Source organism: Oxalicibacterium flavum (assembly GCF_014635065.1).
GTDB lineage: Bacteria > Pseudomonadota > Gammaproteobacteria > Burkholderiales > Burkholderiaceae_D > Oxalicibacterium > Oxalicibacterium flavum.
The window spans coordinates 341,696-364,248 of the sequence record NZ_BMCG01000002.1 but is presented as its reverse complement, the minus strand read 5'-3'; the positions used below and the strand labels follow the sequence as shown (position 1 = coordinate 364,248).

The window sequence follows — 22,553 nt, the reverse complement described above, 5'->3', positions numbered from 1 at the left end:
GAGCCTTCATGTTCGGTACCACTTCCACCACAGTCATCTTTCTACTCATCGTCGCCATCGTCTTCGTCGTCAAGACCGTCAACGTCGTGCCGCAGCAGCACGCGTGGGTGGTCGAGCGGCTGGGGAAATACCATGCGACGCTGGGGCCGGGGCTCAAGATCGTGCTGCCCTTCATCGACCGCATCGCCTACAAGCACTCGTTGAAGGAGATCCCGCTCGATGTGCCGATGCAGGTCTGCATCACCAAGGACAACACGCAGCTCGAGGTCGATGGAATCCTGTATTTTCAGGTGACCGATCCGATGCGGGCGTCCTACGGATCGTCCAACTACATCTCGGCGATCTCGCAACTGGCGCAGACCACCTTGCGTTCGGTGATCGGCCGCATGGAACTCGACAAGACGTTCGAGGAACGCGACCTGATCAACCATGCCGTCGTCAGCGCGGTGGACGAGTCGGCCACCAACTGGGGCGTCAAGGTGCTGCGCTACGAGATCAAGGACCTCACGCCGCCGCGTGAAATTCTGCATGCGATGCAGTCGCAGATCACGGCGGAGCGCGAGAAGCGCGCGCTGATCGCCGCGTCGGAAGGCCGCAAGCAGGAACAGATCAACATTGCCAACGGCGAACGCGAAGCCGCCATCGCCCGCTCGGAAGGCGAGAAGCAGGCCGCCATCAACCGTGCCCAGGGCGAAGCCTCGGCCATCCTCTCGATTGCCGTGGCGACCGCGGAAGCCATTCGCAAGACCGGCGCGGCGATCCAGGAGCCGGGCGGCGAGGATGCGGTCAACCTGAAGGTGGCGGAGCAGTACGTCGATGCCTTTGCCGAACTGGCCAGGACCAACAACTCGATCATCGTGCCGGCCAACCTGGGCGACATGAGCGGGCTGATTGCGACGGCGATGCAGGTGGTCAAGTCGCAGAAGAAGACCTGACCGTATCGCCGGAAAGGACAACGGCGCCTGTGGAAGGCGCCGTTTCTTTTTATGTGGGTGCAATCAGCGTCGATTCTGCTTCATCGCCGCCTGAATCTCGCGCTGCGTATCGCGCTTGCGCTCGGCGTCGCGCTTGTCGTGCTGCTTCTTGCCCTTGGCGAGCCCGATCTCGCACTTGATGCGGCCGCGCTGGTAGTGCAGGTTCAGCGGCACCATGGTGTAGCCGGCGCGGTCAACCTTGCCAATGAGTTTCTTGATTTCTTCCGACTTGAGCAGCAGCTTGCGGGTACGGACCGGATCGGGATGGACGTGGGTGGAAGCGGTCGGCAGCGGGCTGATGTGGCAGCCGAACAGGAATACTTCGCCCTTGCGCACGACCACGTAGGCTTCCTTCAGCTGCACGCGTCCGGCCCGGATCGACTTGACTTCCCATCCCTCGAGCACGACCCCGGCCTCAAAGCGCTCCTCGATGAAGTAATCGTGGAAGGCTTTTTTGTTATCGACAATGCTCATGAGTTTCTGCGAGGGGTCAGGTAAAATGGCAACTTCGCGATTCTATCAAACGGTTCCATTCGATGGCGGTAGTGCATAAATCAGTCTTGCTCGGGTACAGCGCCGAACAGATGTTCGAGCTGGTTGACCGGGTCGAGGATTATCCCCAGTTTCTTCCCTGGTGCGGTGGCGTGGAAGTCAAGGAGCGCGGCGAGAATCATCTGATCGCCACGCTCATGATCAATTACCACGGTGTGCGGCAGAGCTTCACGACCGAGAACACCAACGACCGTCCGCGCTCGATGACGATGACGCTGCTCGAGGGACCGTTCAAGCATCTGCACGGTACCTGGACCTTCAAGCCCTTGCGCGAGGATGCCTGCAAGATCGATTTCGACCTGCAGTACGAATTCTCCAATCGCCTCATCGAATCCATCATCGGTCCGGTCTTCAACATGATCGCGACGAGTTTCGTGGATTCCTTCAGCAAGCGCGCGGATCAGGTCTATGGCTGAGCAGCCTGCCGGCGTGGCGGTCCAGGTCTGCTATGTCTGCCCGGAGCGCCAGCTTGTGCTGGATTGCACGGTCGAGCCAGGCACCACCATCCAGCAGGCCATCGAACGCAGCGGCATCGTGGCGCAGGCGTCGGAGATCGATATTTCGGTCTGGCGCGTCGGCATTTACGGCAAGGTCAAGCCGCTCGACACCGTGGTGCGCGAGCATGACCGCATCGAGATCTACCGGCCGCTGATAGCCGATCCCAAGGAATCGCGACGGCGACGGGCGAACAAGGCGGAACAAAAAAAGCCGGATCAGTGATCCGGCTTTTTGCGATCAAGTCTGTCGTCAGATGCAGTGTTCTCGCGCCCGTCTGTTTTCACGCAGCTCGCGCTCGCGTTCTTCGTCGCTCAGGTAATTGCGCTCGCCGGAGGGCGTGACGCCCCGGATGCGCTCGCCGGACTCAAGAGCGCGACCGTACTGGGCAAGGCGTTCGCAATTCCTCTTGCGCTCGGCGTCCTGCCGGGCCTGTTCCTGATCCTTCTGCTGCTTTTCTGCTGCTTCGGCGCGGCGCTTCTGGAAATCGGCCTCGCGTTCGGCTAGCGAAGAGGGGGCTGCGCTCGGTGGAGCGGCCGTCGGCACCGGACGGACCATAGTGCCGGGCGACTTCAATATTCTTTCTTGGGGGACGGAGGCGGGCGGCGGCACGTCGGAATACTGGCGCACGCCTTTTTCGTCCTGCCAGACATACTGGGCCACGGCTGCGCCGCCGGATACACAGAGAAGAACGGCGAGGGAAAGATGTCGCAGAGTGTTTCCTGGCATGGGATTCCTTTGAGAAAAAAGGCCGCGAAAGCACGGATCGATGACGATTTCGCCACGCTTCGGGCCGGAAGTCAATTGCAGGTGAAAATGGCGTGGTTTTTGATGTTCCGGCGACGGCGGGCAAGGATTTCTGTATAATTCGCTTTTGCGCCAATAGGAAAAACACTATGCGTCTCTTACAAAAAGCACTCACATTCGATGACGTGCTGCTGGTCCCGGCTTACTCCGACATTCTCCCCAAGGACACCTCTCTTACCACGCGCTTGACGCGTAACATCACCTTGAACATTCCGCTGCTGTCGGCAGCGATGGATACGGTGACGGAGTCGCGCCTGGCGATCACGATGGCGCAAGAAGGCGGCATTGGCATCATTCACAAGAATCTGACGGCGCGCGATCAGGCGCGCGAAGTCGCCAAGGTCAAGCGTTTCGAGTCCGGCGTGGTGCGCGACCCGATCACGATTCCTCCCAACACGAAGATCCGCGACGTCATCGCGCTGTCGCAGCAGCATGGCATCAGCGGCTTCCCGGTGGTCGAGGGCAAGAAGGTCGTTGGCATCATCACCAACCGCGATCTGCGGTTCGAGGAAGAGCTCGACGCACCGGTCAGCGCCAAGATGACGCCGCGCGAAAAGCTGGTCTATGTCAAGGATGGCGCCGATCTGTCGGAAGCCAAGCGTCTGATGAACAAGCACCGCCTCGAGCGCGTGCTGGTGGTTGACGACGAGTTCGAGCTGCGCGGCCTGATGACGGTCAAGGACATTCAGAAGTCAACCGAGCACCCGATGGCAGCCAAGGACAGCCTCGGCAAGCTGCGCGTCGGCGCGGCGGTCGGCGTTGGTGCCGACAACGACGAGCGCATCGACTTGCTGGTCAAGGCCGGCGTCGATGTGATCGTGGTTGACACCGCGCACGGCCATTCCAAGGGCGTGCTCGACCGCGTGCGCTGGATCAAGGACAACTACAAGGGCGTCGATGTCATCGGCGGTAACATCGCGACCGCCGCTGCCGCCAAGGCGCTGGTTGATCACGGCGCGGACGGCGTCAAGGTCGGCATCGGTCCCGGCTCGATCTGCACCACGCGTATCGTCGCCGGTGTTGGCGTGCCGCAGGTCTATGCGATCTCGAGCGTGGCCGAGGCGCTGAAGGAATCGGGCGTGCCATGCATCGCCGACGGCGGCATCCGCTTCTCGGGCGATATCGCCAAGGCGCTGGCCGCCGGAGCATCCAGTGTCATGATGGGCAGCATGTTCGCCGGCACCGAAGAGGCGCCGGGGGAAGTCATCCTGTTCCAGGGCCGCAGCTACAAGTCGTATCGCGGCATGGGCAGCCTGGGCGCAATGGCCGACGGCTCGGCAGACCGCTATTTCCAGGACACCGCCAGCAACGTCGACAAGTTCGTGCCGGAAGGCATCGAAGGCCGCGTGCCATACAAGGGCAGCGCGATCGCGATCCTGTACCAACTGGTCGGTGGCGTGCGTTCGTCGATGGGCTACTGCGGCTGCGCCAGCATCGATGAATTCCGCGAACGCGCCGAGTTTGTCGAGATCACTTCGGCCGGCATGCGCGAATCGCACGTGCACGACGTGCAGATCACCAAGGAAGCGCCGAACTACCGCGCCGACTGAGGCAAGGCCTCACGCACGCGGTGAAGGCAAGCGACATGTCCGGACAGACGGCGACGCAGTTCGAGCGCATCGAACGGATCGGCAAGCATCTGTTCGGCGTCGCCGCCTGCGTACTGGTGCTGCCGGAGTCGCAGCACGGCCGGCAGCAGACGCCAGCCCATGTCTTTTGCGCGCAGCCTGCCTTGCCGGACGACTTGCAGATATTGCCGGAAAAGCAGACGCCGTTCCAGCCGGCGCTGGGGCAGGTCGGACAGATCGAGGTACGCTTCCAGTTGCGGCAACCGCTGCGCGATGCATCGGGCACCGTCGTCGGACTGCTGGGCCTGTTGCACGACCGTCCGCGCGCCTTCACGGCGGGCGACCGCGAGCTGTTGGCGGACCTGCTGGCGCTGGCCGAACGCGAATGGCATCTTTCTTCGTCTTCCAGCGGTGCTGGCTCTGTAGCACGCTGAACCTTATTGTCACTGACCCTTATAGCCACCTGCCAAGCGACTCATCCCATGCACTCCAAGATTCTCATCCTCGATTTCGGTTCGCAAGTTACGCAATTGATCGCACGCCGCGTGCGCGACGCAGGCGTGTTTTCCGAAGTGTTTCCCTATGACGTCAGCGACGACTTCGTGCGCGAATACGGCGCCGCCGGCGTGATCCTGTCGGGCGGCCCCAATTCCGTGATCGAGGGCGATACGCCGCGTGTCCCGCAGGCCGTGTTCGAACTCGGCGTGCCGGTGCTGGGCATCTGCTACGGCATGCAGGCGATGGCCGAACAGCTCGGCGGCAAGGTCGAGAACGGCCTGGTGCGCGAGTTCGGCTACGCCGAGGTGCGCGCGCATGGACATACGCGCCTGCTCAACGAAATCAGCGACTTCACCACGCCCGAAGGCTACGGCATGCTCAAGGTCTGGATGAGCCACGGCGACAAGGTCAATGACATGCCGCCCGGCTTCAAGCTGATGGCATCGACGCCGAACTGCCCGATCGCCGGCATGGCCGACGAGGAGCGCCGCTTCTACGCCTTCCAATTCCACCCGGAAGTCACGCACACGCTGCAGGGCGAAGCCATCCTCGGCCGCTTTGTGCACGAAATCTGCGGCTGCAAGTCGGAATGGAACATGCCCGACTACATCAGCGAGGCCGTCGAGAAAATCCGTGCCCAGGTCGGCAACGACCACGTCATCCTCGGCCTGTCCGGCGGTGTTGACAGCAGCGTGGCGGCCGCGCTGATCCATCGCGCCATCGGCGATCAGCTGACCTGCGTATTCGTTGACCACGGCCTGCTGCGCCTGGACGAAGGCAAGATGGTCATGGACATGTTCGGCAAGAACCTCGGCGTCAAGGTCATTCACGTTGACGCGACCGCGCAGTTCATGGGCAAGCTGGCCGGTGTGACCGATCCCGAAGCCAAGCGCAAGATCATCGGCGCCGAGTTCGTCGAAGTTTTCCAGACCGAAGCCGGCAAGCTCAAGGACGCCAAATGGCTGGCGCAGGGCACCATCTATCCGGACGTGATCGAAAGCGCTGGCAAGGGCAAGAAGGGGCACACCATCAAGAGCCACCACAACGTCGGTGGCCTGCCGGAGACGCTCAACCTCAAGTTGCTCGAACCGCTGCGCGAACTCTTCAAGGACGAAGTGCGCAAGCTGGGCGTCGCGCTCGGCCTGCCGCACGAGATGGTCTATCGCCACCCATTCCCCGGTCCGGGCCTGGGCGTGCGCATCCTCGGCGAGGTCAAGAAGGAATACGCCGACCTGCTGCGCCGCGCCGACGCCATCTTCATCGAGGAACTGCGCAATACCCCGATCCCGCTCGCCACCGAACTGGCTGCAGGCGAAGGCCACGGCGCCTTCCACAAGAACTGGTACGACGCCACCAGCCAGGCCTTCGCGGTCTTCCTGCCGGTCAAATCCGTCGGCGTGATGGGCGACGGCCGTACCTACGAATACGTGGTCGCCTTGCGCGCAGTGCAGACGCTGGACTTCATGACGGCGCATTGGGCACACCTGCCGCACGAGCTGCTGGGCAAGGTCTCGAACCGCATCATCAATGAAGTGCGCGGGATCAATCGCGTGGTGTATGACATTTCGGGAAAACCGCCGGCAACGATTGAGTGGGAATGATCGACTATTCGTCGAGCTGAAGAGTATTGGAATGGGGAGTGCGTGCATACGCCTCCCCATTTTGTTTAAATGATCGCTTGAGCTTCAATGGACTTCTTCCACAGCTTGTTCATACTGGATATTCAGCATTGTTATCATGTTGATTCCATTTACGGCTCGTTTTCTCCATGATCCAGTTCGATTCCAAACTGCCGCATGCCGGTACCACCATCTTCACCCATATGACGGTACTGGCCCAGCAGGCCAATGCCGTCAATCTGGGGCAGGGTTTTCCGGATTTCGATTGCGATCCGGAGCTGTTGCGGCTCATGCAGGAGGCGCTGCAGAGCGGACACAACCAGTACGCGCCGATGGCCGGTGTGCCGGCCTTGCGCGAGGCGGTGGCGCAGCAGATACAGGCGCTCTACGGACGTACCTACGATCCGGGAACGGAGATCACGATCACGGCCGGTGCGACGCAAGCCATCCATGCGGCTATCAGTGCGCTGGTACGGCCGGGTGATGAAGTCATTCTGTTCGAGCCGGCATTCGACAGTTACGAGCCGGCTATCCTGCTGAATGGTGGCAAGCCTGTACCCATCCGCCTGCGCGCGCCCGACTATCGGCCCGATTGGGATGCGGTGCTGGCTGCGCTGTCGCCACGCACGCGTGCCATCCTCATCAATTCACCGCACAATCCGACCGCACGGCTGTGGACTGCCGAAGACATGCAGATGCTGGCGGAGGTGCTCAGGGATACCAATGTCGTCGTTATCAGCGACGAGGTCTATGAGCACATGGTGTTCGACGGCAAGCGCCATGAAAGCGTGGCGCGTTATCCGGAACTGGCCGAGCGGTCCTATGTGGTGTCGTCGTTCGGCAAGGCGTTCCACATCACGGGCTGGAAGATTGCCTATTGCCTCGCGCCGCGCGCGCTGATGGCGGAATTCCAGAAGGCGCACCAGTTCATCGTGTTCTGCACGCATGCGCCTTCGCAACATGCGCTGGCGCAGTATCTGCCGTGCGGCGCGCATCTGCAACTAGCAGCCTTTTATCAGCAGAAGCGCGATCTGTTCGTGAATGCTGTAGCCAACTGCGGCCTGCGCTGGTTGCCATCCGAAGGGAGTTACTTTGTCTCTGCCAGCTTTGCCCATTTGCCAGTGCTGGGCGAGATGTCGTCACTGGAATTTTCCGAATGGCTGACGCGCGAGATCGGTGTGGCATGCATTCCGCTATCGGCTTTTTATCATGATGGCTTCGACGAAAAGGTCGTGCGTTTTTGCTTTGCCAAGCGCGAAGATACCTTGCACGAAGCGGCGCGACGTCTGCAGCGGTTGTCGGAACGCTGAGCTGCATAGTCGTATCTTCGCTCACGCATAAAACAAACATGCCGCCTTCAAGGCGGCATGTTTGCATGGAGCGGTAACCGTTCCGATCAGAATCCGACCGATGCCTGCAGATAGATCGTGCGCGGCATGCCGACGAACTTGCCGCCGTTGTTGTCGGTCGAGCGCGTGAAGTAGCGGCGGTCGAATACGTTCTTGACGCCGACCGACAGCTTCAGGTTGTCCATCTGCTTGCCGAAGTCGTAGCCGGCACGCAGGCCAAGCGTGGCGTAGCCGGGAATGTCGCCCAGGCGGCCTGCCGCATTCTCCTGCGTGACGTAGGTTGCGCCTGAACCCGGCGAACGCTGCTTGGACTGCATGTGCACGTCGGCGTTGAAGGTCCAGCGGTCGATCTCGTAGCGCGTGCCGAACTGCGCCACGTGGCGCGAATAGAGCGGCAGGTCGCGTCCTTCGAAGTTGCCGGCGCGCGAGATGGCCTGCGTATAGGTGTAGGTCGCGTACAGCGACAGGCCGCGCAGCGCCTTGTCCCAGTCGCCCAGATCGTAGCGCACCGCCGATTCCAGCCCGCGGTGCAGCGTCGCGCCAAGGTCGGTCCACTGGCCTTCGCCGGTGATGGTGCGCTCAAGCTGCAGTTCCTTGTCGAAGTCGATGTGGAACAGCGTCAGTTCGCCCTGCAATGACTGGTTGTTGAAGTGGGTGCCGATCTCGTAGGTCTTGGCCGATTCCGGGTGCAGGCCGTTGGTGGTCGAGGTCAGTTGGTTGTATTGCTGCGGGCCGAAGGATTTGCCGGCATTGGCGAACAGCGACCATGCCTCGTTGGCGCGGTACTGCACGGAGATCGTCGGCAGCGTTTCGCGCGCATCGATGCTCGGCTGGATGAAGTCGGTCACTGCACCGGCGGTGTTGATGGTGGCGACGTCGTTGTAGGTGCTGATGCGTTCGAAGCGCACGCCGGGCGTGATGGTCCACTTGCCGAAGTCGATGCGGTCGTCGATGTAGAACGCGTGGGCGGTGGTGCCGCCCTTGCTGGTCTGGTAGGGCAGCATGGCGAGGTCGAAGGCGTTGCCGCCGGCCGGATCGTAGTAGGCGGTGCGCGCCGCGACCTCGGCGCTGGATTCCTTCAGGTAACGGTAGCCGATGCTGATTTCCTGAATCACGGAGCCGGTCTCGAACAGGCGCGAATAGCGCGGCTCGATGCCGAAGTAGTGGTAGTTGCGCGGCGCCGAAGTCAGGCGGCGGCGTCCGGCGTTGGCATCCGCACCTTCCTGCTCGACATAGCTGCCACGGAAGGAATCGACGTAATAGGCCAGCACCTCGAAATTGTTGATGCCGTCGTGATAGGTGTACTTGGCCGAGGCATCGGTACGGTCGCCCATGAACTGGTCGTAGGGGCGCGTGGACTGGAACGGATCGTTGGCGTATTCGGCCGTGGTCAGGCCGCCCGGCATGCGGCCCTTGCCGTCGAAGTGGTGCAGCGAGACGGCCAGATCGCTTTGCGGCGAGAAGCGGTAGCTACCCTTGAGGATGATGTCGTCGATGTCGGTCGTGCTGTTGGCGGCGCGGTAACCCTTGCCGTGCGTGCCCGAGTACAGGATCGCACCGCCCAGGCCCTTGTCGTTGGTGCCGCCGAGGAACAGGTTGGGGCTGTACTTGATGTGATCGGTATGGCCGTAGATTTCCGTATCGAGGCTGACGCTGCCGGCAAAATCCTGCGGAATCGCGCGCGTGACGAAGTTGATGATGCCGCCTACGTTCTGCGGGCCGTAGCGCACCGAACCCGCGCCGCGGACCACGTCGATCGATTCCATGTTGCCGAGCGAGACCGGCGCCAGCGACAGCTGCGGCTGGCCGTAGGGCGCGAACGACACCGGAACGCCGTCGAGCATGATCAGCGAACGCGGCGACATGCGCGCCGTCAGGCCGCGCACGCCGACGTTGAGTGCGACGTCGCTGTCGCTGGTGCCGTTGTTTTCCTGGGCCTGCACGCCGGCAACTTGCCGCAACGCTTCGCGCACGCTGGCAGCGCCGCTCTCGTGGATGCGCTCACGTTCCAGAATCGAACGCGCACCCGGATGTTCGAGCACACGTCGTTCGTTGGGATTGTTCAGCCAGTTGCCGGTCACCGTCACGGCGGGCAATGCTTCACCGGCAGGTTGTGCCGACACCTGTGCATCGCCCTGGGGACGAATGCCATAGCTGCCGTCGGCCTGGCGGAATGCTTCCAGTCCGGTGCCGGCAAGCAGGGCGGCGAATCCGCTTTCCACGCTGTGTTGTCCATGCAGGCCGGGGCTGTTCTTGCCCTGCGCCTGGCTGCTGGCGCCGATCAGGTGGATGCCGGTTTCCGACGAAAAGCGGGTCAGGACCGTGCTCAACGCACCGGCCGGAATGTCATAGTGGCGGGCCTGGGCGGTGTTTGCCGATGGCGGGGCGGCGATTTGCGCCTGTGCATCTGCACTCCAGCCTGCGGCGGCCAGCAGACTGCCGAACGCCATCAGGTGAATGGCCAATGCCAGCGGTTTCAGGGCGAATACGGAAGCAGTGGGACGGCTGGCAGGCACATGCGGCGTATGGCGGTTGGGTAGGGTACGACAAGTCATGAATGGTTCCTCCGGCAGAGTATGGGCAATGGGTCGTGAAGATGTTCATCACGCCATCTGTCTGGCTGCCTGGACATGACCTGCCGTCTATCGGGTACGGATCATACGTGGGTGGCTACGTGAGCGATGATGATGCTTCTCTCATCGGGTAAAACCAGCGAGAGGACAAAACCCGGAACCGCTTTTTTCATCTTTTTGCAGAAAATCCGATAAGTCTTTGATTGGAAAGGAAAACGGGCAGAGAAGGAAGCGATGCTCATGGCGGCGAGGGAGCGAAGGACACGGTCGGTACCGAACCTCTAGCGCCGTGCCTCGAGGCTGATCCACCATGGAAAGGTCTCGCGCAACTGGACCGGCAGCGCAGTGGTGAGCATGAGCAGAGCACGGTCGGTGTCGTGCAGCGGCAGGTTGCCATAGACTTTCAGGTCGGCAACGCTGTCGTCCAGGCCGATATGCCCCCTGCGATAGCGACGCAGTTCGCGTACCACGTCGCGTAGCGGCAGGTCGTCTGCAATCAGGATGCCGCGTGTCCATGCCGGCTCTTCGATATTGTGTGCACTTGGCGCCGCCATGCCATCGCGCGTGAACCGGGTTTGCCAGCCGGAGCGGACGACGGCGGCGTTGCCGCTCTCCGCCGGGCGTACCTCGACTGCACCCTGATAGACGGCCAGCCGGGTTTCATCCTCGATGCGGTGCGCATTGAAGCGCGTGCCGAGCGCGCGCAGCCGCCCCTGATCCGTATCGACCACGAAAGGGCGTTGCGCATCGGTCGCGGTGCTAACGAATATTTCTCCTTCCAGCAGGACGATGCGACGCAGGGTCGCGCTGTAATCCACATTGAAGGCGCTGGCGGTGTTGAGCCGGACCTGGGTGCCGTCGGGCAGCGTGACCTCGCGTTGTTCGCCGGTGGCGCTGCGGTGATCCGCGGTCCATGCCAGCATGGTGTCCGGCAGCAGCGCATGCCGCCACGCCGCCCAGCCCAGCACGCCGGTGCCGGCCAGTACGCCCACGCTCAACAGCGTGCGGCGGCGCTGGCGCAGGCGGGCATTGGCGGCGAACAGATTGCCGGCCGTTGTACGCGGGTCCAGTGTGTCCTGCAGGGGAGCGAAGCTGCGGCTGATGTCTTCCACATGGCGCCATGCGGCACGGTGTTCATTGCTTGTGTGCAGCCATGCCTGCCAGCGCGATCTGTCTTGTTCGCTGGCATCGCCCGAGCGCAGCAGGGCATACCATTCCGCCGCCTGTTCCAGCGTGGTGTGGGAAAGCTCGTCGAGCGTGGTGGTGGAGGAAAGACTCATGTGTATCGGTGAACGACAAGGCATCGAGATGCCTGCGAGGCAGCGTCAGATTTCATGCTCCTGGCGCAGTTCCGCCACTGTCTGCCGTGCGCGCAGCTTGAGACAGCCGAGCATGGCCTGCGCCACGTACTTGCGCACCATGCGGCTCGATACCCCGAGTTCGGCCGCAACCTGGTCGTCGGTGGCCTGGCAGGCGACCGCCAGCAGGAAGGCGCGCGAGGCCTTGGGCGGAAGCGCATACAGCATGGTGCCGATTTCGTGCAGGGCTTCCAGCACCACGGCCTGCCGTTCGGCGGAGGGATAGGCCTGATCGGGGTAGCTTGCCAGCGTTTCCAGCCAGGCACGTTCGATTTCCTGCCGACGCCACAGATTGATGCACAGGTTCTTGGCCGTGGTGCGCAGGTAGCCGCGCGCTTCTGCCGACGTGTTGAAATGGCCGGGAGACGAACCGGAAATGAGACGGACGAAGGTGTCGTGCGCCAGATCGGCGGCATCGGCGGCGTTGCCCAGCCTTCTGCGCAGCCAGCCTTGCAGCCAGAGGTGATTGTCGTGGTACAAGGTTTCGACCGAAGTCGCGCAGGCGCCGTCTCCAATCTTCATCATGCTGTTTTCCCGTGCCCCGGTGGATGGAAGAGAGGGTTTGTAAATAGAAACCATTCTCTCTTGAGCTTAAGCGACGGATTATGCGCCGCCACCGGTCGTTTGGCAATGCAGGGCGGCGGCGGGATTGCATCGTGCCGGAGGCGAGCGGCGTAGCCTCGCGTCCAATCGATTGTTGGCAAGATAAAGTTGCAATATCATTATCGCCATTTGATCGATGCGGTGCCGCTGGCGACGCAGGAAGGAAGCATGACGGAATCCATACCGAGTACACCGACCGCGCCTGCGGACCACGCGATCCAGGTGCGTGTCTATACCCGCTGGCACCAGTTGTCCACGCTGCTGGCTTTCCTGCTGGCGCCGACCGTGTTCGCCCTCGCTGTCTTCAACCGTGTCGATCTCCTGGCGGCGGCGGGTGCCGCGGTATTGGTGCTGGTGCTGCCGCCGCTGATGGCCTTTCGCGGCTTCCCGACCCGCAACAGTGTGACGGTGACGCCCGAGGCGCTGCATTTTTCGCGCCGTTCGCCGGTGCCCTACGGCGAACTGTCCACCTGGGGAACGGACGATTACCTCAAGCTGGTACGGCCCGGCCGCGCCACCTTGCTGGTGAGCGCAGTCGATCTGCCCAGCCGCGAACGACTGCTGCGCGAATTCCGGGCTGCGCTCGAGGCATGGGAGAAGCGCCAGCCGGCAGGAAGCGCGCCGGTGCAGCGCACCCATTTTTATGGCACATGGCGCTCACGCGGCATTGGCCTGTTCATCATGGCCATGGCCGGAGGGGCAATCGTCGTCGCGTTCAGCATGCGGGAGCCGGCCTGGGGCGCCATGGTTTTTGCCGCCATGGCGTGGCTGTTCGGATTGCGGATGGCGCTGGACAAGCGCCAGTGAGGCGTTTGCCGTTGTGGAAGGTGTTTATTGCACCGCATCCACCGGTTCGCTTTGCACCGCGTGCGGCGCGACCGGCTCGTTCATGCTCTTGTGCATGGCGGCGGACAGCGGATGCTGTTCGATACGCGTCAGCGGCCAGTTCCAGTGTTCACCCTGCGGTTCGCGCAGCAGTTGGTTGAAGTGCGCTGCAATGCGACCGATCAGTTCGGCATCGGCCTGCGTATCCAGTCCCGCGTACGGACGCCCGTTGTAATTGCCGCGATAGGCGAGGACGGCGCTCACATTGTGCGCGCGCGCATACAGTTCCTTGATCAGGCGGATTTCGCGGTCTTCGCTGTCGGTTGAACGCAGTGCATAGAGAATGCCAAGCGCCACGCCATATTCGAGCATGGGCGTGGGCATGCCGAACTTGTGCGCGAGATCGATGCTGCCGAGGATGCGTTCCTTGCGCTGCAGCTTGCGCAACGGGTCGCGGCCGACCCGGTCGCACGGGTCCTTGAACGAAGCGCGGCAGCGCGCGAGGAAGGTCTTGATGAAGGACGGCAGGATGCTCTGTAACTCCGGGTCTTCCTTCAGCATGGCCGGTTCGATCTCGGTCTTGATCAATAGCGCCGCCAGCGCGGTGACGCGGTCGTCGCTCATGCCCTGGCCGATGGTCTGGTGGCCGAGCAGGCTGGCATACCATGCGATCACCGCATGGGTGCCGTTCCACAGGCGGTTCTTGACGGTCTGGATCTGCGTGATGTCGGCCACCGTCCTGATTTGCCGCAGGCGTTCGAGCAGCGGACTGCCGCGTTCGGCATAGAGCTGCATGTCGGGTTCGCTGTTGAAGAGGATCAGATTCAGCTGGCCGAGCGCATTGGCAAGTTGCGAGGCCTGGCGCAGTTTGGCGGCGATGCGGTCGATATCGGTGGCCGGCGCGACATAGGCGGCAGGCGCAACGGCATCGGCCTGCTCGCGCGCCTGCGCGACGTTCTGCTCGAAGATCTTGAACTTGATGCGCACCTGGCGCAGCAGCGCCTCCTTGGTCAGGCGCGAGACGATGCGATTGACCACGGTTTCCGAGAAGTGCGTCTTCTGCATGATCTGCTGCGCGGTCTCGGCCGGCACCATGCGCGCCAGCGCGGCTTCGACGTGGCGGCGCACGAAGCGCGCACCGGCGATCTTGTTGAGCACCACCAGGATCGTCAGCGGACGGCCGCGCTGTTCGAAGCGGCGGATCAGGCCGCGCGCGATGGCATCGGCCTGCTGGCGGATCGCATGTTCGGGCAGGCTCATTCCGACGATCTCGGAGACGCTGTACATGTCCGAGATCGCATCCTGGTCCTGCATGTCGATCAGGCGCACGTTCTCGATGGTCTGGTCGAAGGAGGCGGCGTAGTAACGCACGCTGAACTTGCCGAAGGCATTGACCAGCTTGAGCAGCATGGGATCGCCGGTCACGCCGATGATTTCGCGCGGGCGCGTGTAGCCGTCCCAGTGCGAAAAGATCTGCGTCAGATAGCCGCCGCCGATGGCGCCGAAGCCGTGAATGCCGACGGTTTCCTGATTGAGCGTCAGCGGAAAGTTTTCCGTCAGTTTGGGCGCGCTCATCAGCGGCGTGCATTCGATCAGGTCGGCAAGAAAATCCTGCATCCGTTCATAGCCCTGGAAGGCGCGGGAACGAATCTCGGGGCGCGGCCATTTGATGTCCTTGATCAGGATGGCTTGTCCGCCCGACTGTTCGGCGGCGAGCAGGCCGTTTTCCGAATCCTCGAACATCAGGCAGGTGTCGGGCGTGCAGCTCAGGCCGTGGGCCGCGCGCAGGAAGATTTCCGGATGCGGCTTGCCCTGGCGGACTTCGTCGCCGCAGACGGTGATGTCGAAGTATTTGAGGACGTTGGCATTGATCAGGTATTCCTCGGCAATGGCGCGGCGGCTGGAAGTGGCGACGGCCATCGCGAGGCCGCTCTTGCGCAGCCGTTCCAGCACTTCGAGCAGGCCGGTCTTGATCGGTACGCCGTGGGTGCGCACGTAGGCAAGTTCGAGTTCGTCGGCGCGGCGGCGGATTTCGGCGTAGGGGTAATCCTGGCCGTTGTGTTCCTTGGCGAGTGCTTCCGCCTTCTTTGCGCTCAGTCCCAGCGAGCCCATCAGAATCTCGTCGGAGATGGGGCGGCCGGTCAGTTCTTCCGACGCTTCCCGGATGGTGCGAAAGCGCAGGCATTCCGTATCGAACATGGTGCCGTCCATATCGAAGATGGCGGCGTGTATGGTTTTCCCTTTGAAGTTGATCATGACTGCTTTTCCTTCCTTGTACATCAATGGTGTTTCCTGCGAGGCGAAAGAAGGCAGAACCCCTGGCATCGTGCCGGGAGGCTGTGTTTCGCGCGGAAACAAGAACCCGCCGCTAGCGCGGCGGTGCCGCTCCGGGAGCGGCTGTTCCGGACAGCAAGGTCCGGTTGGCGTTGCCGGTTCGACGCAGATGCGGGCGAGGGTGGCAACAGATGAGGGCAGCGGGACCGTTCGCGGTGATGGTGCGGTGGTCGGGTGCCGGAAAAATCGATCGGCGGCAGGGCCGGTCGGCGTGCGGTCCATCGATGCACCGAAACGGCGCCTCGAGGGCTATGACATGCTGATAAGCAAGATAGGGGCCAATTTCTGTTAAAAGCTGGCAAGTCCTTGATTTTACTTGATTATGGGTAACATTGCAATGCGCCATGGCAATGGCGTACCGCACCGGAGCCGGCCCATGCACAGGCGACAGCGCTCAGGATAGTGCACATGCGCGATGCCGTTGATGCGCAAAACCAAAGGCGAGGCAGCATCCACGGATGCCGGCCTCGATTCACGTGGGGCTTTTATTTGCAAAGCCGTTGCGCAATTGTTCTCTCAGGTAGTCCACGAATATGCGCACGGGTTTGGAAATGTAAGGGCTGTACGGACGCACCGCATGCAGTTTGCCGCCAAATGCCCCGACCGAGCGCCAGTTCGGCAGGACGCGAACGAGCCTGCCTTCCCGTAAATCCTTTTCCGCGGAGAAGTCGGGGACCAAGGCAATGCCGAGGTCGCCAAGCGCGGCTTCCCTCAGGGCTTCGCTGTTGTTGGTCGCGAGCGGTCCGTTGATGGGGACATTGATGCGATTCGCATTGCGGCCTTCCTTTTGAAAGGACCAGACGGGTATCTGGCCGCGCCGGAAGTAATGGAGGCAATCATGATTGCTCAACGCTTCGGGAGTGTGCGGGTTGCCGCGCTCGATCAGATATCGTTTGGTGGCGACCAGTACGGCATCGGTCTTGCAGAGCGTCCAGGCGATATGCGTGTCCGGCACCGTTTCGCTATGGCGTATCGCCAGATCGAAACCTTCCTTGGCCAGCGCCACGATCTGGTCGGACAGTTCCAGCTCGATCCGGATATCGGGATAGCGGCGTAGAAAGTCCGCCAGGCGTGGCACGATCTGCTGCCGCGCCAGCGCTACCGGAGCGGTGACGCGCACGATTCCGCGCGGGTCGCGCAACGAATCCCGCAACTGAACGAAGTTGCGTTCGATGCCTTCGAAATAATCGCGGCTCGAATCGACCAGGCGTTGTCCGGCTTCGGTCAAGCGCACGCTGCGGGTGGTGCGCTGAACCAGCGACATTCCCACGACCTTCTCGAGTTCGCTGACTCTTTGGCTGACCGCGCTCTTGCTGATGCCGAGCCGCGTCGCGGCCGCGGTATAGCTGCCGACTTCTTCGAGGACCACAAGAGAGTGGATGTGTCCCCATAAGGCTTCATGCTTTTTCTGGTTCATCGTATTGTTTTAAATAGTGAACAATGAATTCAATTTTGAGCGATTGTTCTTAACATAGCATGAAACTAGACTTGCCTCATTCTCCGAACTGAAAGGTCTTCAATGAGCAAAGTCCCTGCCTATACATCCACGGCTACCATCGGTCATTACGTCAGCGGCAGGATGGTCCTTGCCGAAACGGTGGATACCCAGGCCGTCTTCAATCCGGCCATCGGCTCCGTTGCCAGAAAAGTGGCATTGGCCACGCGTTCCGATGTCGATGCGGCTGTCGCTTCGTCGCTCAATGCATTCGAAGGATGGGCCGCCGTGCCGCCCATCCGCCGCGCGCGTATCGTCAACAAGTTTCTGCGGTTGATGAACGAGAACAAGGAAGAACTGGCGGCGATGATCACTGCCGAGCATGGCAAGGTATTTACCGACGCCCTGGGCGAGGTCGCCCGCGGTATCGACATCATCGAATTCGCCTGCGGCATTCCGCAATTGCTGAAAGGCGATTACACGGAAGAAGTCAGCAGCGGCATGGACAACTGGACCATGCGTCAGCCCCTGGGCGTCGTCGCCGGGATCACGCCGTTCAATTTCCCGTGCATGGTGCCGTGCTGGATGTTTCCGATTGCGATCGCCACCGGCAACACGTTCATCCTGAAACCGAGCGAACGCGATCCGAGCGCCAGCCTGTTCATGGCACGATTGTTTACCGAAGCGGGCTTGCCGCCCGGCGTCTTCAATGTCGTGCAGGGCGGCAAGGACACGGTCGATGCGTTGATCGCGCATCCTGATATCTCGGCTGTCAGCTTTGTGGGTTCCACGCCGATCGCACGTTACATTTCCGAGCAGGCCGTCAAATACGGCAAGCGCTTCCAGGCACTGGGCGGCGCCAAGAATCATCTGGTCATCATGCCCGACGCCGATATCGAACAGGCGGTGGATGCGCTGATTGGCGCGGCCTACGGTTCGGCCGGCGAGCGTTGCATGGCCATTTCGGTCGCGGTGCTGGTGGGCGACGCGGCCGAGCGCGTCATGCCGCGGCTGATCGAACGCGTCAGAACGCTGAAGATTTCCGACGGCATGCGCCTGGACGCCGAAATGGGGCCGGTGGTGACGCGCGAAGCGTTCGACCGTATCGAAGGGTACATCGCAAGGGGCGTGGAAGAGGGCGCAAAACTGCTGGTCGACGGCCGCAACTACAAGGTGCCCGGCAACGAAGGCGGATATTTCATCGGCGGCACGCTGTTCGATCACGTCACGCCCGACATGACAATCTACAGGGAAGAGATTTTTGGTCCCGTGCTGTCCTGTACCCGCGTGCAGTCGCTGGAAGACGCCATCGATCTTGTCAACAGGCATGAGTTCGGCAACGGCGTGGCCTGCTTCACCAGCGACGGCGGCACCGCGCGCGAATTTGCGCGTCGCATTCAGGTCGGTATGGTCGGCATCAACGTGCCGATCCCGGTGCCGATGGCATGGCATGGCTTTGGCGGCTGGAAAGCCAGCCTGTTCGGCGACATGCATGTCTATGGCGAAGAAGGCGTGCGTTTCTATACCAGGCAGAAATCCGTCATGCAGCGGTGGCACAAGAACACGCAGTCCGGTGCGGATTTCGCCATGCCGTTCGTTTATTGATTCGGACTCCGGAAGGACTTTTTTCAGAACCGCAAGCACGTATCCGGCAAGGCAAGGATGTCCCATCAGTTCGACGCAAGGTCCCTGTATGGGAAGTCGGGCGTTCGCGGAATAAAAAGAGGCTCCCGGCAATGGGAGTCTCTTTCTTGTGCCGTGCCGCGATCAGGCTGGCATGCTGCCGAAACGGCCGCTGCGGAAGTCGTCCATCGCCTGCAGGATTTCTTCCTGGCTGTTCATCACGAACGGGCCGTAGCCGACCACCGGTTCGTCGATCGGCTCGCCCGACAGCCACAGCACGGTCGCGTCGTTGTTGGCCTCGATCTCGACGGCGCTGCCGTGCCGGTCTAAATGCACGAGCTGGCCTTCGCGCGCGACCTCGCTGCCGTTGACGAGCACGGTGCCGTGTAGCACCACCAGCGCCAGCGTATGGCCTTCCACCGCCTCGAAGCGCGCACTGCGGCCCTGCTGCAGGCGGATGTCGCGCACCTCGATCGGAGTGAAGGTGCGCGCCGGACCGCGATGACCGTCGAAATCGCCGGCGATCACGCGTACCGTGCCCGTGCCGTCCGGCAGCTTCACTACCGGGATGTCGGCGTTCAGCAGCGTCTGGTAGCCGGGTGCGGTCATCTTGTCCTTTGCCGGCAGGTTGACCCACAGCTGCACCATCTCGATCGTGCCGCCGCGCTCGGTGAAGGCGCGCGAGTGGAATTCCTCGTGCAGGATGCCGCCGGCCGCCGTCATCCACTGCACGTCGCCGGGGCCGATGACGCCGCCGGCACCGGTGGAATCGCGATGCTCGAGCTCGCCCTGATAGACGATGGTCACGGTTTCGAAGCCGCGGTGCGGATGCTGGCCCACGCCGCGCGGCTGCGTGGCCGGCGGGAACGGCGTCGGCGCCGCATGGTCGAGCAGCAGGAAAGGGCTCAGATGTTTGCCCAGGCCGTCGTAGCCGAACAGCGAGCGCACCGGGAAGCCGTCGCCGACCCAGTGGGCGGGCGGTGCGCTGTACAGGCCGAGGATTTTTTTCATGGTGGTTCTCCTTCCGGTTGAACGTATGAGACATCATATAATTGGAACGAATATCCCGGTAGTACGCATAATTTGCATACAGCGTTCCATTTGATGAACGATCAGGAAGATAAATGCACGATCTCAACGATCTCTATTATTTCGTCCAGGTGGTCGAGCATGGCGGTTTTGCGCCGGCCAGCCGTGCGCTCGGCGTGCCCAAGTCCAAGCTGAGCCGGCACATCGCGCAACTGGAGGCGCGGCTGGGCGTGCGCCTGATTCAGCGCTCGACGCGCCAGTTCAGCGTGACGGAGATCGGCCAGACCTATCTTGCCCATTGCAAGGCGATGCTGGTGGAGGCGGAGGCGGCCGAGGAGGCGATTGCGCGCACGCATGCCGAACCGTGCGGCGTGGTGCGCATGAGCTGTCCGGTGGCCTTGCTGGAAACGCGCGTGGCCGACATGGTGGCAGCCTTCATGGTGGCGCACCCGCGCGTGGAAGTGCATCTGGAAGAAACGAATCGCCGCGTCGATGTGGTGGCCGAAGGTATCGACATCGCCATCCGCGTGCGCCCGCCACCGCTGGAAGACAGCGGACTGATCATGCGCGTGCTGGCCGACCGGCGTCAATGCCTGCTGGCCAGTCCGCGTTTGCTGGAGGCCGGATTGCCGACAGTGCCGGCCGATCTCGCGTCTCTGCCCAGCATGGCGCTCGGGCTGGCGCAGAACGAATATGTGTGGGAACTGGTCGGACCGGATGGGGCCAGGGCCGTGGTCCGGCATCATCCGCGGCTGGTCACGCGCAGCATGCCGGCCTTGCGGATCGCCGCCGTGGCCGGGGTGGGCGTGGTGCAACTGCCGTCGATGATGGCGGCGGACGATTTGGCGCAGGGCCGTCTGATCCACGTGCTGCCGGGCTGGGAACCGCGACGCGAGATCATCCATGCGGTGTTCGCCTCGCGCCGCGGATTGCTGCCGGCGGTGCGTGCGCTGGTGGATTTTCTGGCGGACCGGTTTGCCGCGCTGGACGACGATTGATGCGCCGGTGGTCCGCGCCGCGTGCAACATGGCAGGTCATCATGATTGAACGAGAAGGTAACGACGCTTGAACATCATCCAGATCAATCCCTTCGTCAGCTTCACGCTGGCCATCGTGCTGCTCTTCATCGGCAAGGGGCTGCTGGCGCGCGTCGAATGGCTGCGCCGCTACAGCATTCCGGACGCGGTGATCGGCGGCGTGCTGTGCGCCGGCGTGATCTGCGCGCTTTACTACGGCATGCAGGCACAGCTGCGCTTTTCGCTCGATGCGCGCGACATGCTGCTGTTGTATTTCTTCACCGCCATCGGCCTCAACTCGGACGTGCGCACGCTGCGGCAGGGCGGGCGCAGCCTGATCGTGCTGCTGGCGCTGGCGGTGGTCTTCATGATCGGGCAGAACGTGCTCGGCATGGCAATCGCCGCCGCGCACGGTCTCGATGCACGCGCCGGGCTCATGGTCGGTTCGATCTCGCTGACCGGCGGTGTCGGCACCACGGTGGCATGGACGCCGCACTTCATCGATACGCTCGGCATCGCCGGTGCGGGCGAACTGGGGCTTGCGGCCAACACGCTGGGCATGATTGCTGCCTGTCTGGTCGGCGGGCCATTGGCGGCGTGGCTCATGCGCCGCCACGGCATCCAGCCGTCGGGCGATGCCGAGCTCGACATCGGCACCCTGCACCTGACCGCGCAGCACACCACGCTCGACTACTACGGCGTGCTGCTGGCCGTGCTGTGGCTCAACGTCGCCATCCTGTTCGGGCAGGGCATCAGTTCCGCGATCGAGTTAACCGGGCTGCGGTTGCCGTCCTTCGTCGGCTGCCTGCTGGCCGGCATCGTGCTGCGCGCGATCGGCGACCTGATCGGCGGTCGTGGCGGCCTCTGGAAGTGGGAAAGCATGCAGCCGGGCGTGGCGCTGATCTCGGATATCAGCCTTGGCCTGTTCCTGGTCATGGCGCTGATGGGTTTGCAGCTGTGGGAGCTCGAATCCATGCTTGGCTTCATCAGCATCGCCATGGCGCTGCAACTGCTGCTGGTGGTGCTGTTCATCGTCTTCGTCGTGTTCCGCTGCATGGGACGCGACTACGAGGCGGTGGTGGTCTGCGCCGGCTTCGGCGGCATCGCGCTCGGCTCGACCGCCACGGCGATCGCCAACATGACGGCGGTGGCGCGCCAGTACGGCGCCGCGCCGCGTGCCTTCATCGTGGTGCCGCTGGTGTGCGGCTTCTTCATCGATCTGGTGAATGCGCTGGTGATCGGCCTGATGGCGGGCTGATAGCGCGGTTCAGGCGTCCAGCGCCGCTTCCACCAGCGGCTTGGCCCAGTCCGGCGTCTGCCGCAGGTCTTCCGCGGTGGTCGGCCACGACAGGCGGCCGCCGACCATTTCCAGTACCGGCACCGGGTCGGGCACGGTTTCGCCGGGTGCGGCATCCCGGCTGTTGTCATAGACGCGCAGATGCGCCAGATGCGGCATCAGCGCGATCAGGTTGGCCAGGGAAGAAGTGAAGCGCTCGCGGATCTTGGGAGCCGGGATATCGTGGCCGCCCATCTGCACGCGGGAGCGCACGCGCGCAATGTGCTGTTCGGCCGAGGACAGGCCGCAGAACCAGACGATCACATCGTGCGTGGTGGCGGCATTGCGCAGGCGCGCGGGAATCGAGTTGCCGCCGAGCGTGGTTTCGAAGGCGAAGTTCTGGCGATTGGCGATCGCCTCGTCGAGCCGTCGCACGCCTTCCTGCCAGGCGGCGGCATTGGCATCGATCTGGCTGCAGCCGGTGGCGGCGACCAGCTCGCGCGCAAAGGTGTCCGGGTTGTACCAGGCGAGGCCGGCCTGGCGCAGCAGGTAACCACCGATCGAACTCTTGCCGGCGCCATTGACGCCGGCCAGTACATAAAGAAAAGGGCGCGCCAAG

At 62.6% G+C, this 22,553-nt stretch carries 20 protein-coding genes; 11 read left to right on the top strand and 9 right to left on the bottom strand.

Translation table 11 applies throughout. The features are described 5' to 3' along the window. Positions 1-8 precede the first annotated feature (8 nt). Positions 9-935 carry an SPFH domain-containing protein gene (locus tag IEV38_RS05195; RefSeq protein ID WP_188395107.1) on the top strand — a complete coding sequence of 309 codons (927 nt, stop codon included), beginning with the start codon at positions 9-11 and terminating at the stop codon, positions 933-935. Positions 936-998: 63 nt separating this feature from the next. On the opposite strand, the gene smpB is transcribed toward IEV38_RS05195, so the two are convergent. Further along, positions 999-1,448 (bottom strand): SsrA-binding protein SmpB, encoded by a 450-nt coding sequence (gene smpB, locus IEV38_RS05190; protein ID WP_188395106.1) that lies wholly within the window; start codon positions 1,446-1,448, stop codon positions 999-1,001. A 62-nt stretch (positions 1,449-1,510) separates the two neighbouring features. Between smpB and IEV38_RS05185 the strand changes: the two genes are divergently transcribed. Next, positions 1,511-1,942, top strand: a complete 432-nt coding sequence (locus tag IEV38_RS05185) for a type II toxin-antitoxin system RatA family toxin (RefSeq protein ID WP_188395105.1) — start codon at positions 1,511-1,513, stop codon at positions 1,940-1,942. Further along, positions 1,935-2,246, top strand: a complete 312-nt coding sequence (locus tag IEV38_RS05180) for an RnfH family protein (RefSeq protein WP_188395104.1) — start codon at positions 1,935-1,937, stop codon at positions 2,244-2,246. The genes IEV38_RS05185 and IEV38_RS05180 overlap by 8 nt, the downstream gene beginning before the upstream one ends. A gap of 27 nt (positions 2,247-2,273) precedes the next feature. Here IEV38_RS05180 and IEV38_RS05175 read toward each other — a convergent pair whose 3' ends face one another. Then, a complete protein-coding gene (locus IEV38_RS05175) occupies positions 2,274-2,750 on the bottom strand; it encodes a DUF4124 domain-containing protein (RefSeq protein WP_188395103.1) in 477 nt (158 codons plus the stop codon). A gap of 167 nt (positions 2,751-2,917) precedes the next feature. On the opposite strand from IEV38_RS05175, the gene guaB reads away from it, so the two are divergent. The 4 genes from guaB (at position 2,918) to IEV38_RS05155 (ending at position 7,823) form a co-directional block, all read left to right on the top strand. Continuing rightward, the gene (gene guaB, locus IEV38_RS05170; RefSeq protein WP_188395102.1) at positions 2,918-4,378 is read left to right on the top strand and encodes an IMP dehydrogenase; all 1,461 of its coding nucleotides are present in this window, start codon (positions 2,918-2,920) and stop codon (positions 4,376-4,378) included. Between the two features lie 35 nt (positions 4,379-4,413). Next, complete coding sequence (locus IEV38_RS05165; RefSeq protein ID WP_188395101.1) at positions 4,414-4,830, top strand: GAF domain-containing protein; 417 nt, start codon at positions 4,414-4,416, stop codon at positions 4,828-4,830. A 48-nt stretch (positions 4,831-4,878) separates the two neighbouring features. Continuing rightward, a complete protein-coding gene (guaA, locus tag IEV38_RS05160; RefSeq protein WP_188395100.1) occupies positions 4,879-6,495 on the top strand; it encodes a glutamine-hydrolyzing GMP synthase in 1,617 nt (538 codons plus the stop codon). A 167-nt stretch (positions 6,496-6,662) separates the two neighbouring features. Then, on the top strand, positions 6,663-7,823 hold the full coding sequence (locus IEV38_RS05155) for a methionine aminotransferase (RefSeq protein WP_188395099.1): 1,161 nt from the start codon (positions 6,663-6,665) through the stop codon (positions 7,821-7,823). An 86-nt stretch (positions 7,824-7,909) separates the two neighbouring features. Here IEV38_RS05155 and IEV38_RS05150 read toward each other — a convergent pair whose 3' ends face one another. The 3 genes from IEV38_RS05150 to IEV38_RS05140 form a co-directional block, all read right to left on the bottom strand. Beyond that, a complete protein-coding gene (locus IEV38_RS05150; RefSeq protein WP_229728759.1) occupies positions 7,910-10,417 on the bottom strand; it encodes a TonB-dependent siderophore receptor in 2,508 nt (835 codons plus the stop codon). Positions 10,418-10,716: 299 nt separating this feature from the next. Then, a complete protein-coding gene (locus tag IEV38_RS05145; protein ID WP_188395098.1) occupies positions 10,717-11,715 on the bottom strand; it encodes a FecR family protein in 999 nt (332 codons plus the stop codon). A gap of 45 nt (positions 11,716-11,760) precedes the next feature. Continuing rightward, positions 11,761-12,318, bottom strand: a complete 558-nt coding sequence (locus IEV38_RS05140; protein WP_229728751.1) for a sigma-70 family RNA polymerase sigma factor — start codon at positions 12,316-12,318, stop codon at positions 11,761-11,763. Between the two features lie 246 nt (positions 12,319-12,564). Between IEV38_RS05140 and IEV38_RS05135 the strand changes: the two genes are divergently transcribed. After that, positions 12,565-13,203, top strand: a complete 639-nt coding sequence (locus tag IEV38_RS05135; protein ID WP_188395097.1) for a hypothetical protein — start codon at positions 12,565-12,567, stop codon at positions 13,201-13,203. 24 nt (positions 13,204-13,227) lie between these two features. On the opposite strand, the gene mtlD is transcribed toward IEV38_RS05135, so the two are convergent. Both mtlD and IEV38_RS05125 read right to left on the bottom strand, forming a co-directional pair. Beyond that, positions 13,228-15,477: a bifunctional mannitol-1-phosphate dehydrogenase/phosphatase gene (gene mtlD, locus IEV38_RS05130; protein WP_188395096.1), complete on the bottom strand. Its 2,250-nt coding sequence runs from the start codon at positions 15,475-15,477 to the stop codon at positions 13,228-13,230. Between the two features lie 550 nt (positions 15,478-16,027). Continuing rightward, positions 16,028-16,972, bottom strand: coding sequence for a LysR family transcriptional regulator (locus IEV38_RS05125; RefSeq protein ID WP_188395095.1), 945 nt, complete (start codon positions 16,970-16,972; stop codon positions 16,028-16,030). A gap of 102 nt (positions 16,973-17,074) precedes the next feature. Here IEV38_RS05125 and IEV38_RS05120 point away from each other — a divergent pair, with 102 nt between their 5' ends. Further along, on the top strand, positions 17,075-18,595 hold the full coding sequence (locus IEV38_RS05120; RefSeq protein WP_188395094.1) for a CoA-acylating methylmalonate-semialdehyde dehydrogenase: 1,521 nt from the start codon (positions 17,075-17,077) through the stop codon (positions 18,593-18,595). A 162-nt stretch (positions 18,596-18,757) separates the two neighbouring features. Here IEV38_RS05120 and IEV38_RS05115 read toward each other — a convergent pair whose 3' ends face one another. Further along, positions 18,758-19,624 (bottom strand): pirin family protein, encoded by an 867-nt coding sequence (locus IEV38_RS05115; RefSeq protein ID WP_188395093.1) that lies wholly within the window; start codon positions 19,622-19,624, stop codon positions 18,758-18,760. Positions 19,625-19,737: 113 nt separating this feature from the next. On the opposite strand from IEV38_RS05115, the gene IEV38_RS05110 reads away from it, so the two are divergent. After that, positions 19,738-20,640 carry a LysR family transcriptional regulator gene (locus tag IEV38_RS05110; protein ID WP_188395092.1) on the top strand — a complete coding sequence of 301 codons (903 nt, stop codon included), beginning with the start codon at positions 19,738-19,740 and terminating at the stop codon, positions 20,638-20,640. Positions 20,641-20,707: 67 nt separating this feature from the next. Further along, positions 20,708-21,916: a sodium/glutamate symporter gene (gene gltS, locus IEV38_RS05105; RefSeq protein WP_229728749.1), complete on the top strand. Its 1,209-nt coding sequence runs from the start codon at positions 20,708-20,710 to the stop codon at positions 21,914-21,916. Positions 21,917-21,925: 9 nt separating this feature from the next. On the opposite strand, the gene IEV38_RS05100 is transcribed toward gltS, so the two are convergent. Then, entirely contained in the window at positions 21,926-22,552 is a 627-nt protein-coding gene (locus tag IEV38_RS05100; RefSeq protein ID WP_188395091.1) for an ATPase, read from the bottom strand. Position 22,553 lies beyond the last annotated feature (1 nt).